This window comes from Microbacterium sp. NPDC057658 (assembly GCF_042799975.1).
Classification (GTDB): Bacteria; Actinomycetota; Actinomycetes; order Actinomycetales; family Microbacteriaceae; genus Microbacterium.
This window is the reverse complement of record NZ_JBHVHT010000001.1, coordinates 2,578,163-2,591,565: the sequence shown is the minus strand read 5'-3', so window position 1 is coordinate 2,591,565 and position 13,403 is coordinate 2,578,163. Positions and strand designations below refer to the sequence as shown.

Sequence of the window (13,403 nt, the reverse complement as noted above, 5' to 3'; positions counted from 1 at the left end):
ACCTTCCAGCCGCGTTCTGCGCGGAAACCACAAGGAGAACACACCAGCATGGCGAACAGCACCGTCGAGAAGCTGACCCCGACCAGGGTCAAGCTCACCATCACGGTCACCCCGGACGACCTCAAGCCCAGCATCGCGCACGCCTACGAGCACATCGCGCAGGACGTCCAGATCCCCGGCTTCCGCAAGGGCAAGGTGCCCGCTCCGATCATCGACCAGCGCATCGGCCGCGGCGCCGTCATCGAGCACGCCGTGAACGAGGGCCTGGACAAGTTCTTCCGCGAGGCGACCGCCGAGCACAAGCTCCGCATCGTCGGCCGCCCGTCGGCCGAGATCACGCAGTGGCCGAACGAGAAGGACTTCTCGGGCGACCTGCTCGTCGACGTCGAGGTCGACGTGCGGCCGGAGATCGAGCTCCCCGACTACGCGGGCATCACCCTCGAGGTCGACGCCGTGGAGGCCGACGAGGCCGCCCTCGACGCCGAGCTCGAGAACATGCGCGCCCGCTTCGGCACGCTCATCCCCGTCGACCGCCCCGCGGCCAAGGGCGACTTCGTCGAGCTGGACCTCGTCGCCACCATCGACGGCGCCGAGATCGACCGCGCCGAGGGCGTCTCCTACGAGATCGGCTCCGGCGAGCTCCTCGAGGGCATCGACGACGCGATCGAGTCGCTCACCGCCGGTGAGGACACCACCTTCCGCTCCGCCCTCGTCGGCGGCGACCACGCCGGCAAGGAGGCGGAGGTCTCCGTCACCGTCAAGGCCGTCAAGGAGCGCGAGCTTCCCGAGGCCGACGACGAGTTCGCGCAGATCGCGAGCGAGTTCGACACGATCGCCGAGCTGCGCGACAGCCTGCGCGAGCGCGTCGAGCAGCAGGGCGTCTTCACGCAGGGCTCCGCCGCCCGCGACAAGCTCGTCGAGACGCTGCTCGCGCAGATCGAGATCCCGGTCCCGCCGCAGCTCATCGAGGACGAGGTGCACAACCACCTCGAGGGCGAGGGCCGTCTCGAGGACGACGTGCACCGCGCCGAGGTGACCGAGGCCAGCGAGAAGCAGTTCCGCACGCAGGTGCTGCTCGACACGATCGCCGAGCAGGCCGACGTGCAGGTCTCGCAGGAGGAGCTCTCGCAGTACCTCATCCAGTCCGCCGCGCAGTACGGCATGGCGCCGCAGGAGTTCGTCGAGGCGCTGCAGTCCTCGAACCAGCTCCCCGCGCTGGTCGGCGAGGTCGCCCGGAACAAGGCGCTCGCGATCGCCCTGGGCAAGGTCAAGGTCGTGGACACCAACGGCAAGGCCGTCGACCTCTCCGACTTCGTCGTGACCGACGACGAGGCCGAGTCCGAGGACGAGAAGCCCGCCGAGGCCGAGGAGAAGCCGGCCGCGAAGAAGAAGGCCCCCGCCAAGAAGGCGGCCGCCAAGAAGGATGCCGACGCGGACGAGAAGCCCGCTGCGGAGAAGAAGCCCGCCGCCAAGAAGCCGGCGGCGAAGAAGGCTCCGGCCAAGAAGGACGCCGACACCGCCGAGTGATCGGCACGGTCGAGTGAAGAGGGCGGGTGCTGCGGCATCCGCCCTCTTTCTCATCGAGGGAAGGACGACGGGATGACGAGCTGGGACGACCGCATCGAGCAGGTGTGGGCGGAGGCCTCCGGAGAGGAGGTCGGCGACGAGACGATCGCGCGCATCGACGCCCTCGCCGCCGAACGGGGTGCGGACGACGCGAGGGCCGAGTTCGAGCGCGCCGGTGCTCGCGATTCCGCCGGGCGCCCGGCGGAGGCCGTGGAGCTGTACCGCCGCGCCCTGGCGCTCGGCCTCGACGAGGAGCACCGCCCGCAGTGCGTGATCCAGCTCGCGAGCTCGCTGCGCAACCTCGGTGACTACGACGAGGCGCTGCGGGTGATCCGCGCCGAGGAGGAGATCGCGGCGGACGGGCCGTATCGGGACGCGGTCGCGGTGGTGCACGCCCTCATCCTCGCGAGTGCCGGCCGGCCCGCGCAGGGCCTGTCGGTGGCCATCCTCGCGCTCGTCCCGCACCTGCCGCGCTATCACCGGTCGATGACGGCGTACGCGCACGAGATCGCGGGCAGCGACACCTGATATGCCGACGGCGAACACGACCTAGGGGCTGTGCGAGCGCCGGTAGATTCGAATCACTGAAACACGGAAGCAGGAGCTGACATGGCTGAACCCCTCGTCGCGACAAGCGTCTTCGACAGGTTGCTGAAGGACCGCATCATCTGGCTCGGCTCGGAGGTGCGAGACGACAACGCCAACGAGATCTGCGCGAAGATCCTCCTTCTCGCCGCCGAAGACTCCGAGAAGGACATCTACCTCTACATCAACTCGCCCGGCGGCTCGATCACCGCGGGCATGGCGATCTACGACACGATGCAGTTCGTGCCGAACGACATCGTCACCGTCGGCATCGGCATGGCCGCGTCCATGGGCCAGCTGCTGCTGACGAGCGGCACCAAGGGCAAGCGCTACATCACGCCGAACGCCCGCGTGCTGCTGCACCAGCCGCACGGCGGCTTCGGCGGCACCGCGAGCGACATCCAGACCCAGGCGCAGCTCATCCTGTCGATGAAGAAGCGCCTCGCCGAGATCACCGCGTCGCAGACCGGCAAGCCCGTCGAGCAGATCAACGCCGATGGCGACCGCGACCGCTGGTTCACGGCGGAGGAGGCCCTCGAGTACGGCTTCGTCGACCACATCCGCGAGCACGCCAGCGACGTCACCGGCGGCGGCGGCACGGGCGTCGAGTAAGGATTCGAGAGGACACCATGTACACACCCACGTTCCAGTCCGCCGGAAACCTGCCCTCCAGCCGGTATGTGCTGCCGCAGTTCGAGGAGCGCACCGCCTACGGCTTCAAGCGCCAGGACCCGTACAACAAGCTGTTCGAAGACCGCGTGATCTTCCTCGGCGTGCAGGTCGACGACGCGTCGGCCGACGACGTCATGGCACAGCTCCTCGTCCTGGAGAGCCAGGACTCCGAGCGCGACATCACCATGTACATCAACTCGCCCGGTGGCTCGTTCACCGCGATGACGGCGATCTACGACACGATGCAGTACGTCGCGCCGCAGATCCAGACCGTCGTGCTCGGCCAGGCGGCCTCGGCCGCGTCCGTGCTGCTCGCGGCCGGTGCCCCCGGCAAGCGTCTCGCCCTGCCGAATGCGCGCGTGCTGATGCACCAGCCCGCGATGGGGGAGGCCGGCCACGGTCAGGCCTCCGACATCGAGATCCAGGCGGCGGAGATCCTCCGCATGCGCACCTGGCTCGAGGAGACCATGGCCCGTCACACCGGCAAGCCGGTCGAGCAGGTCAACCGCGACATCGATCGCGACAAGATCCTCTCGGCCAACGAGGCGCTGGAGTACGGCATCGTCGACCAGGTGCTCACCTCGCGCAAGCGCGCGTAGTCCGCATCCGCAGAGAAGGACGCCCGTCGAATCGACGGGCGTCCTTCTCGCGTCTCCGGCGAATGCGCGCGGGAGGATGGCGGGACTGCGCATATGAGCAGATGGGTGCGCGAACGCTGAATCCGGCCTACCCTGGAGGAGGAAGGAGGACACCGTGGAAGAAGATCTGCTCATGGTCCGGGTCGCCGAGCTGTACTACGACGAGGACAAGACGCAGGACGAGATCGGTGGTCTCCTGAAGATCTCCCGCTGGAAGGTCGGGCGCCTCCTCACGCAGGCGCGGCAGCGCGGCATCGTCCGCATCGAGATCGTCCACCCGCGCGCCCGTCGGCTCGGCCTCGAACGCGAGCTCGTGGAGCGGTTCGGCTTGACCGACGCCGTGGTCGTCCCCTCGCCGGAGGGCGACGAGGGCACCCTGGAGCGCGTCGCTCAGGCGGCGGCCGACTTCCTGACCGCCCTCCGTCCGGTTCCGCGCACGCTCGGCGTGAGCTGGGGCAAGACCCTCCGCGCCGTGGCCGAGGCCCTGCCCGACGGCTGGGCGAACGGCGTCACCGTCGTGCAGCTCAACGGCGGTGTCAGCCTCAACCGGCGCTCGGGAGGGGCCGCGGGACTCGCAGTGACCATCGCCCAGCGCGCGTCCGGTCAGGTCTCGCTGCTGCCGAGCCCCGCGATCCTGGAGCACGTCGAGACGAAGCAGGCCATCGAAGGCGACCGCACCGTCGCGGCCGTGCTGGAGGAGGCGGCGGACGCCCAGGCGTTTCTGTTCACCGCCGGACCGTGCGATGCGACCTCCGCCCACGTCGAGAACGGCTATCTCACGGCCGCCGATGTGGAGGAGCTGGCACGTCGCGGCGCCGTCGGCGACGTCCTCGGGCGCTACGTCGACGCCGAGGGCAACATCGTCGACCCGCAGCTGGACGCCCGCACGGTCGGCGTCTCGCTCGACCGCCTGCGCGGCGCCGCGCGGGCCATCTTCGTGACGGCGGGCCCCGCCAAGCACGACATCGCGCGCACGGTCGTGACCAGCGGCCTGTGCGGGGTCCTGGTGACCGATGAGACCACAGCACGAGCATTGTTGGAGGAACAGTGACGACGACAGAACTCAGCCGCAGGACGGCGGTGGACGTCCTCGGCGGTGAGCCGGACGACGCGACCCTCCGTCGCTTCCTGCACGGCCTCCCCGGTGTGGACGCCGTCGGGCTGGAGCAGCGCGCTGCCGGCCTCGGCACCCGCTCCATCAAGACGACGTCGAAGGCATGGGCACTCGACACGATCATCAAGCTGATCGACCTGACCACGCTGGAGGGGGCGGACACCCCTGGCAAGGTCCGTTCGCTCGTCGCCAAGGCGAAGAACCCGGATGCGGCGGATCCGTCCACGCCTCGGGTGGCGGCCGTGTGCGTCTACGGCGACATGGTCGCCGGAGCGGTCGAGGCTCTCGGCAGCCTGCACGGCGACCCCGACGACGGCCTCATCTCGGTCGCCGCGGTGGCCACCGCCTTCCCGAGCGGCCGGTCCTCCCTCGCGATCAAGCTCGCCGACACCGCGGAAGCGGTCGCCGCGGGTGCGGACGAGATCGACATGGTCATCGACCGTGGTGCGTTCCTGTCCGGCCGCTACGGGCTGGTGTTCGATCAGATCGCTCAGGTCAAGGAGGCGTGCCGCCGTGAGGACGGCTCGTACGCCTCGCTCAAGGTGATCCTCGAGACCGGCGAGCTGAACACGTACGACAACATCAAGCGTGCCTCCTGGCTCGGCATCCTCGCCGGCGGCGACTTCATCAAGACCTCGACGGGCAAGGTGCAGCCGGCGGCGACGCTGCCGACCACGCTGCTCATGCTGGAGACGGTGCGCGACTGGTATCGCGGGACGGGGGAGCGCATCGGCGTGAAGCCCGCCGGCGGCATCCGCTCGTCGAAGGACGCGGTCAAGTACCTCGTCACCGTCGCCGAGACCGTGGGGGAGGAGTGGCTCCAGCCGCACCTGTTCCGCTTCGGCGCCTCGAGCCTGCTCAACGACGTGCTCCTGCAGCGCCAGAAGCTCACCACCGGCCACTACTCCGGCCCCGACTACGTCACGATCGACTAGGACACCCGACATGTCATTCCTGGAATACGCTCCGGCTCCGGAGTCCACGGCGGTGCTGAACCTCAAGGACAGCTACGGGCTGTTCATCGACGGTGAGTTCGTCGACGGCTCCGGCACCCCCTTCCGCACCATCTCCCCGGCGACGGAGAAGGAGATCGCCGAGATCGCCTCCGCCGACGACGCGGACATCGACCGCGCCGTCGCCGCGGCCCGTCGCGCCTACGACAAGGTCTGGTCGCGCATGAGCGGCCGCGACCGGGGCAAGTACCTGTTCCGCATCGCCCGCCTCGTGCAGGAGCGCGCCCGCGAGCTCGCCGTCGCCGAGAGCCTCGACAACGGCAAGCCCATCAAGGAGAGCCGCGACGTGGACGTGCCCCTCGTCGCGTCCTGGTTCTTCTACTACGCGGGCTGGGCTGACAAGCTCGACTATGCCGGTCTGGGCGCGAACCCGCGTGCGTTGGGCGTCGCCGGTCAGGTCATCCCGTGGAACTTCCCGCTGCTGATGCTCGCGTGGAAGCTCGCGCCCGCGCTGGCGGCCGGGAACACGGTCGTGCTCAAGCCGGCCGAGACCACGCCGCTGACGGCACTGATCTTCGCCGAGATCCTGCAGCAGGCTGATCTTCCCGCCGGTGTGGTGAACATCGTCACCGGAGCCGGGGCGACCGGTGCCGCCCTGGTCCGTCACCCGGACGTCGACAAGGTCGCCTTCACCGGCTCGACGGGTGTGGGTCGCGACATCGCCCGCGCCGTGGCGGGGACGGACAAGAAGCTGACGCTGGAGCTGGGCGGCAAGGCCGCGAACATCGTGTTCGACGACGCGCCGATCGATCAGGCGGTCGAGGGCATCGTCAACGGCATCTTCTTCAACCAGGGCCACGTGTGCTGTGCGGGCAGCCGCCTGCTGGTGCAGGAGTCGATCCATGACGAGGTCGTCGACCGGCTGAAGAACCGGCTGTCGACGCTGCGTCTCGGCGACCCGCTCGACAAGAACACCGACATCGGCGCGATCAACTCCGCCGCGCAGCTCGCCCGTATCCGTGAGCTCAGCGACATCGGCGAGGCCGAGGGTGCCGAGCGCTGGACCGCCGACTGCGCGATCCCGGAGCAGGGCTTCTGGTTCGCTCCGACGATCTTCACCGGCGTCGAGGCCTCGCACCGCATCGCCCGCGACGAGGTCTTCGGGCCGGTGCTGTCGGTCCTCACCTTCCGGACGCCCGCTGAGGCGATCGCCAAGGCCAACAACACCCCGTACGGTCTCTCCGCCGGCATCTGGTCGGACAAGGGCTCGCGCATCCTCGCGGTCGCCGACCGGCTGCGAGCGGGCGTCGTGTGGGCGAACACGTTCAACCGTTTCGACCCGTCGAGCCCGTTCGGGGGCTACAAGGAGTCCGGGTACGGCCGCGAGGGCGGTCGCCAGGGCCTCACCGCCTATCTCAAGGGAGCCGCAGCATGAGCAAGCGACTGACCGTTCCGAAGACCTACAAGCTCGCGATCGGCGGAGCCTTCCCCCGGAGCGAGTCCGGACGCACGTACGAGGTCGTCTCCCGCAAGGGCGCCTTCCTCGCCAACGCCGCCAAGGCCTCCCGCAAGGACGCCCGCGATGCGGTCGTCGCCGCGCGCGCCGCCGTCAAGGGCTGGTCGGGGGCGACGGCCTACAACCGCGGCCAGGTGCTCTACCGGGTCGCCGAGGTCCTGGAAGGGCGTCGCGCGCAGTTCGTCGACGAGATCGTGGCGCAGGAGGGCATCTCGTCCTCGGCGGCCACGGCGCAGATCGACGAGGCGATCGATCTCTGGGTCTGGTACGCCGGCTGGTGCGACAAGTACGCCCAGGTGGCGGGAAACGCGAACCCCGTCTCCGGTCCGTACTTCAACATCTCGGTGCCCGAGCCCACCGGTGTGGTCGCCATCGTGGCCCCGCAGGACTCGGCGCTGCTCGGCCTGGTGTCGGTGGTCGCCCCGGCCCTCGTCGCCGGGAACACCGTCGTCGTGGTCGCGAGCGAGCAGTACCCGCTCTCCGCGATCAGTCTCGCCGAGGTGCTCGCGACCAGTGACGTGCCAGGGGGCGTGGTGAACGTGCTCACCGGCTCGCCGGCGGAGATCGCGCCGTGGCTCGCCTCGCACCAGGATGTGAACGCCCTCGATCTCGCCGGTGCGGGCGCGCTGGAGTGGGTCGACATGCAGATCGCCGCGGCGGAGACGCTGAAGCGCGTGCTCGCCCCCGGCGACGTGGTCGCCTCGCCGGAGCGGATCGCCGCATTCACCGAGGTCAAGACGGTCTGGCACACCAAGAGCATGGTCTGACGACACGTCAGGATGACCGAGGGCCCCGTCGCGCACCGCGCGGCGGGGCCCTCGTTGTGTGAGCAGTGTGCGGGTGACGCCGGTGCTGTGGTTTCATGGCCGGATGATGGCGACCTCCGGCGTTCGCGCCCGCCCCGGGCGTGTGACGCTCGTGCTGGCGGCGATCCTGCTTCTCGGCGGCTGCGCTGCGGCGCCGGCCGACGTCGCCGCCGGAGAGCCGACGCCGACCGTGACGCCCACCGCTGCCTGCCCGCAGGTGGACGGCGCCGAGCTTCCGCCGGAGTGCGCGCCGTACGACCCGGAACACGCGATGGAGCAGAACGACCGACATCGTGAGCGGATGGACATGTCGGCCGAGGCACGGGCGGCCGCCGAGCAGCCGGTGGCGGATCTCCGCGTGCGTCTCGAAGCGCTGCGCACGGAGAGCGCGATCTCCGTGATCGCGGTCCAGGACGCCTTGCGCGAGGCCGGCCTCGTCCATCACGTCGCCCGGGGAGATGCGCGCGCGGTGGCGTTCGGGGCAGACGGTCCGGAGGGCGGCTGTGTCTTCGGGGAACTGCGTCCCGACGAGGTCCGTGTCGAGGTCGGCGGATACATCATGGACGGCGGCTGCCTCCCCGCGGAATGACGGTGGAGGCACCGTCGTCCGCCGGACCCGCCGAACGACTCGTCGCCAATGCGGCCCGGTGTCGTATGCAGCGGTTAGGCTCGAAGAACGATCCTGATCCCCCCGAGGAGGACGCGCATGGCCCGCATCGGTGAAAGCGCTGACCTGTTCAAGTGCTCTTTCTGCGGAAAGAGCCAGAAGCAGGTGCAGCAGCTCATCGCCGGACCCGGCGTGTACATCTGCGACGAGTGCGTCGAGCTCTGCAACGAGATCATCGAAGAGCGCATGGCGGAGTCGTCTGCCGAGGGCGTCGCCGAGTTCGAGCTGCCGAAGCCCCGCGAGATCTTCACGTTCCTCGAGGAGTACGTCGTCGGACAGGAGCCCGCGAAGCGTGCGCTGTCCGTCGCCGTCTACAACCACTACAAGCGCGTGCGCGCTCACGGCACCCTGCAGCCTGCTGAGCAGAAGGCCGAAGAGGTCGAGATCGCCAAGAGCAACATCCTGCTCATCGGACCCACGGGCTGCGGCAAGACCTACCTGGCGCAGACGCTCGCCAAGCGCCTCAACGTGCCGTTCGCCGTCGCCGACGCGACGGCACTGACCGAGGCGGGCTACGTCGGCGAAGACGTCGAGAACATCCTCCTCAAGCTCATCCAGGCCGCCGACTACGACGTGAAGCGCGCCGAGCAGGGCATCATCTACATCGACGAGGTCGACAAGATCGCCCGCAAGGCCGAGAACCCGTCGATCACCCGCGACGTGTCGGGCGAGGGCGTGCAGCAGGCGCTGCTGAAGATCATCGAGGGCACGGTCGCCTCGGTGCCGCCGCAGGGTGGTCGCAAGCACCCGCACCAGGAGTTCCTGCAGATCGACACCTCGAACGTGCTCTTCATCGTGGCCGGCGCCTTCGCCGGTCTGGAGGACATCGTCTCGGCGCGCGTCGGCAAGCACGGTGTCGGCTTCGGTGCTCCGCTGCACGACAAGGGCAAGGACCTCGACCTGTTCAGCGAGGTGCTCCCGGAAGACCTCCACAAGTTCGGTCTCATCCCGGAGTTCATCGGTCGTCTGCCCGTCGTGACGAACGTGTCACCGCTCGACCAGGCCGCCCTCATCGACATCCTCACCGGTCCGCGCAACGCCCTCGTGAAGCAGTACCAGCGCATGTTCGAGCTCGACGGCGTCCAGCTGGAGTTCGAGGAGGACGCGCTACGGTCGATCGCCGACCTCGCCGTCGAGCGCAAGACCGGTGCCCGCGGACTCCGTGCCATCCTGGAGGACGTGCTCGGTCCGGTGATGTTCGAGATCCCGTCCGCCGAAGACGTCGCGAAGGTGATCATCACCCGTGCCGCCGTCGACGAGGGCGCCCCGCCCACCATCGTGATGGAGCGCAAGCGCAAGAGCGCCTGAACGCCTGCTCAGGCCACGGGCATGAGCAGGTCCGTGCGGAGCTCGTCGGGATCGACACCGGGGTCCGAGACGTAGACCTCGATCCAGACGCCGCGCGGGTGCAGCCCCGCCTCCGCGGCGCGCGCGACCAGCCCGGCCCACCCGGCACCGAGACCGTCGTAGGAACCGAAGACGCTGCTCGCGACGGCCTGCCCGCTCGGCAGGGTCGCGGCGATGATGGCGGCCCCGTCGCCGGTGGCGATCGGGTCGGATGGCGGGGCCTGCACGGGGAAGCCCAGCTCCAGGTCGAACACGCCCATCGGATCGCCGTGATAGATCGCGAGTGCCGGGCCGGCGGGGATCAGCGTGCCGGCGGCGAAGGCTGCACCGATCGCCGCGTATCCGGAGTCGAAGGCATCGCGGAGGTCGGCGATCCGGATGCCCTCGCGGCGGATGACGGCCAGGGGAACGGCCTCCAGCTCCAGGCTGTCCGTCGGGCCGAAGGGAGCGTCAGGGAATGCGTCCATGCGCTCAGGGTCTCACGACTCAGGAATCCAGTCCACGGCGTTTCAGGAGCGGCTCGATCTCGGCGTCCCGACCGCGGAAGTCGCGGTAGGCGGCCAGCGGGTCCTTCGAGCCGCCGACACCGAGCAGCAAGTCGCGGAAGCGGTCCCCATTGGCGCGGGTGAGGCCGCCGTTCTCCCGGAACCACTCCACGGTGTCGGCGTCGAGCACCTCGCTCCAGATGTACGAGTAGTACCCGGCGCTGTAGCCGCCGGAGAAGACGTGGGCGAAGTAGGTGGAGGAGTACCGGGTCGGGACGGCGGGGTCGTCGAGGCCGATGTCCGCCAGCGCGGCCGCCTCGAAGCCGGCGACATCGTCCACTGTGTCCTCGGCGGAGAGCCGGTGCCACGCCTGATCCAGCCACGCCGCGGCGAGGTACTCGCTGGTCGCGTGCCCCTGGTCGAAGGTCGCGGTCGCTCGCAGCCGCTCCACGATGGCGGGATCCAGCGGCTCACCGGTCTCGTGGTGCCGGGCGTAGTGGTCGAGGACCTCGGGCCAGAGGACCCACATCTCGTTCACCTGGCTGGGGAACTCGACGAAGTCGCGGAACACGTTGGTCCCGGCGAAGTGCGGGTAGGTCACCGTGGCGAACAGGCCGTGCAGAGCGTGCCCGAACTCGTGGAACAGCGTCGTCACCTCGTCGAGCGTCAGCAACGTGGGCTCGCCGTCCCCGGGCTGCGGGACGTTGAGGTTGTTGACCACGACCGGGGCGCTGCCGCGCAGACGGGACTGGCTGACGATCGCGTTCATCCAGGCGCCGCCGCGCTTGGAGTCGCGGGTGTAGAGGTCGAGCACGTAGAGCCCGAGCGGGGAGTCGTCGGCGTTGCGCACCTCGAAGACGCGGGCCTGCGGGTGGTAGGCCGCGAGGTCGTGCCGTTCATGGAAGGTCACCCCGTACAGGCAGGTCGCCGCGAAGAACACGCCATCCTGCAGCACGCGCTCCGCCTCGAACCAGGGGCGCAGGGCGGCGGTGTCGATGTCGTAGCGGGCGGTGCGCACGCGCTCGGTGTAGAACGCCCAGTCGTGGGCCTCCACGGGGAAGGGCTCCGGTTCGGTCTCGTCGACGATGGCCTGGAGCGCGTCCCGTTCGGCGCGGGCGTTGCGGGCGGACGGCGCGGCCAGTCGTCGCAGCATCCGCTCGACGGCCTCGGGGGAGCCCGCCGTCTCGTCGGCGGTGACGTAGGCGGCGTGCGAGGCGTAGCCGAGGAGGCGCGCGCGCTCGGCGCGGAGGCGCACGATCTCGCGCAGCACCGGACGGTTGTCGTTGCCGTTGTCCCGCGAGCCCCGCGCGCGGGACGCCGCCATGATCCGGCGGCGGGATTCCCGCACCGCGAGCCGGGCGAGCGCCGGATGGCCGGTGAACAGCGGCAGGGTGAGGAGGTAGCGGCCGTCGAGCCCGCGGTCGGCCGCGGCGCGTGCGGCGGCGGACAGCTCACCCGGGCTCAGGCCCTCCAGGTCGGCCGCGGCGTCGAAGACCACGGCGAGGTCGTTCGTATCGCTCAGCAGGTTCCGCTCGAACGTGTTCGTGAGCACCGACAGCTTCTGGTTCAGAGCCGTGAGCTGCGCCTTCGCCTCGTCGTCGAGCGCGGCGCCGGCATGCGTCATCTCGCGGTGGTGGCGCTCCACGAGATACCGCTGCTCAGGATCGAGGTCGAGCGCCTCGCGCTGCTCGTACACGTGGGCCACGCGCGCGTAGAGGGCCGCATCCAGCGTGATCGCATCCTGATGGGCAGCCATGAGCGGCGCGAGCTCCTCGTCGATCGCCTGGATCTCCGGCGTGGCATCGGCGGAGCTCACCGTGTAGAACGCGTGCGCCACCCGGTCGAGGAGCGCGCCGGACCTCTCCAGTGCCTCGAGGGTGTTCTCGAACGTCGGCATCGACCGCACGCGGGTGATGTTCGCAACCTCGGCGAGCTGCTCCGCGAACCCGGCGCGGAAGGCGGGGAGGTAGTGCTCCGGACGGATGGCCCGATAGTCCGGGAGCCCGAAGGGGAGGGTCGACGGCTGCAGCAGCGGGTTCGTGGCGTCGCTCATCCTCCGAGCCTAGCCATCGCCGTCCCCGGAACGCTCCGCGCTCAGACGGGTCATCACCTCTCGCAGGGCGTCGACGACGACACGGACCGAGCGGCGGCGCAGGTTCTCCGGGCGCGCGAGGACGTCGATCATGCGGTGCGTGCTCACGCCTCGGAGCGGGATGCGCACGATGGCACGATCGTCCACGCTGCGCGAGGTGAACCGGGGGAGCATCCCCACGACACCACCGGCCGCGACCACCGCCGACACCGCACCGTAGTCGTTGATACGGTGCCGGACCTCGACCGGGCGGCGGGCGACGGCGGCGACGGCGCGGAGCACGTCGTCGGGGGAGTACCCCACACGGCTCGTCACCCACTGCTCGTCGGCGATCTCGTCCGGCGAGAGGGTGCGGCGACCGGCGAGAGGGTGCTCGGCGGAGACGGCGACGTCCAGAGGCTCGCGGACGAGACCCACGGCGCGGACACCCTCGGTCGGCCACGGCGCGGAGTGCTCCATCCGATGGGCGAGGACGAGGTCGTACCGCGCGGTGAGCCCGGGGAACTCGCTCTGCGCGACGTCCTCGTCCGTGAGACGCACGGTCGGGGCGTGCTCCTTGCCGGACAGCTCCCGCACGAGCGGGCCGAAGAGTGCCTGACCGACGCTGTGGAAGCCGCTGATGCTCACCTCTCCCGTCGCCGCGTCCTCGAAGTCGTCCAGGGCGTGGCGCGCCGCCGCCATCGCGTCGATGGCCTCGGCTCCGGCTGCTGCCAGGACCTCGCCGGCGGCGGTCAGCACGAGGGTACGGCCCTGGCGACGGGTGAGCGGGGCCGGGAAGGAGCGCTGCAGTGCGGCGAGCTGCTGCGAGACCGCGGAGGGGGTGACCCGCAGCGCCTCGGCGACGGCGGTCGCGCTTCCCAGCGCTCCGAGTTCGCGGAGGATCTGGAGCTGGTGGAGTTCCACGACGACAGTTTAGTTCCCTCTACAGGGCGGATGCAGAAGATGCCGATTGTTCTACAGCA

The 13,403-nt window shown here is 69.8% G+C and carries 13 protein-coding genes; 10 read left to right on the top strand and 3 right to left on the bottom strand.

From position 1 onward, the window contains the following. The first annotated feature begins 48 nt into the window (after positions 1-48). The 10 genes from tig to clpX all read left to right on the top strand — a co-directional run bounded on the left by tig (position 49) and on the right by clpX (position 9,825). On the top strand, positions 49-1,527 hold the full coding sequence (tig, locus tag ACFU8V_RS12485) for a trigger factor (RefSeq protein ID WP_085607830.1): 1,479 nt from the start codon (positions 49-51) through the stop codon (positions 1,525-1,527). Positions 1,528-1,599: 72 nt separating this feature from the next. Then, the gene (locus ACFU8V_RS12480; RefSeq protein WP_025105019.1) at positions 1,600-2,094 is read left to right on the top strand and encodes a tetratricopeptide repeat protein; all 495 of its coding nucleotides are present in this window, start codon (positions 1,600-1,602) and stop codon (positions 2,092-2,094) included. Between the two features lie 81 nt (positions 2,095-2,175). Beyond that, positions 2,176-2,763, top strand: a complete 588-nt coding sequence (locus ACFU8V_RS12475; RefSeq protein ID WP_025105018.1) for an ATP-dependent Clp protease proteolytic subunit — start codon at positions 2,176-2,178, stop codon at positions 2,761-2,763. Positions 2,764-2,780: 17 nt separating this feature from the next. Beyond that, positions 2,781-3,422, top strand: coding sequence for an ATP-dependent Clp protease proteolytic subunit (locus tag ACFU8V_RS12470; RefSeq protein WP_025105017.1), 642 nt, complete (start codon positions 2,781-2,783; stop codon positions 3,420-3,422). 154 nt (positions 3,423-3,576) lie between these two features. Next, the gene (locus ACFU8V_RS12465; protein WP_060921184.1) at positions 3,577-4,512 is read left to right on the top strand and encodes a sugar-binding transcriptional regulator; all 936 of its coding nucleotides are present in this window, start codon (positions 3,577-3,579) and stop codon (positions 4,510-4,512) included. After that, the gene (gene deoC, locus ACFU8V_RS12460) at positions 4,509-5,510 is read left to right on the top strand and encodes a deoxyribose-phosphate aldolase (protein WP_025105015.1); all 1,002 of its coding nucleotides are present in this window, start codon (positions 4,509-4,511) and stop codon (positions 5,508-5,510) included. Before ACFU8V_RS12465 ends, deoC begins: the two co-directional genes overlap by 4 nt. A 10-nt stretch (positions 5,511-5,520) precedes the next feature. Continuing rightward, positions 5,521-6,963, top strand: coding sequence for an aldehyde dehydrogenase family protein (locus ACFU8V_RS12455; protein ID WP_374460175.1), 1,443 nt, complete (start codon positions 5,521-5,523; stop codon positions 6,961-6,963). After that, positions 6,960-7,811 carry an aldehyde dehydrogenase family protein gene (locus ACFU8V_RS12450; RefSeq protein ID WP_378871520.1) on the top strand — a complete coding sequence of 284 codons (852 nt, stop codon included), beginning with the start codon at positions 6,960-6,962 and terminating at the stop codon, positions 7,809-7,811. Before ACFU8V_RS12455 ends, ACFU8V_RS12450 begins: the two co-directional genes overlap by 4 nt. A gap of 103 nt (positions 7,812-7,914) precedes the next feature. Next, positions 7,915-8,439, top strand: coding sequence for a hypothetical protein (locus tag ACFU8V_RS12445; protein ID WP_378871517.1), 525 nt, complete (start codon positions 7,915-7,917; stop codon positions 8,437-8,439). A gap of 117 nt (positions 8,440-8,556) precedes the next feature. Beyond that, complete coding sequence (clpX, locus tag ACFU8V_RS12440; protein WP_025105011.1) at positions 8,557-9,825, top strand: ATP-dependent Clp protease ATP-binding subunit ClpX; 1,269 nt, start codon at positions 8,557-8,559, stop codon at positions 9,823-9,825. Between the two features lie 8 nt (positions 9,826-9,833). On the opposite strand, the gene ACFU8V_RS12435 is transcribed toward clpX, so the two are convergent. Genes ACFU8V_RS12435 through ACFU8V_RS12425 form a run of 3 tightly spaced genes read right to left on the bottom strand, consistent with a single transcriptional unit; the run spans position 9,834 to position 13,344 of the window. Further along, positions 9,834-10,331, bottom strand: coding sequence for a GyrI-like domain-containing protein (locus tag ACFU8V_RS12435; RefSeq protein WP_378871513.1), 498 nt, complete (start codon positions 10,329-10,331; stop codon positions 9,834-9,836). 19 nt (positions 10,332-10,350) lie between these two features. Beyond that, positions 10,351-12,402, bottom strand: coding sequence for a M3 family metallopeptidase (locus ACFU8V_RS12430; RefSeq protein WP_378871510.1), 2,052 nt, complete (start codon positions 12,400-12,402; stop codon positions 10,351-10,353). Between the two features lie 9 nt (positions 12,403-12,411). Next, on the bottom strand, positions 12,412-13,344 hold the full coding sequence (locus ACFU8V_RS12425) for a LysR family transcriptional regulator (protein WP_085607818.1): 933 nt from the start codon (positions 13,342-13,344) through the stop codon (positions 12,412-12,414). Between the last annotated feature and the right edge of the window lie 59 nt (positions 13,345-13,403).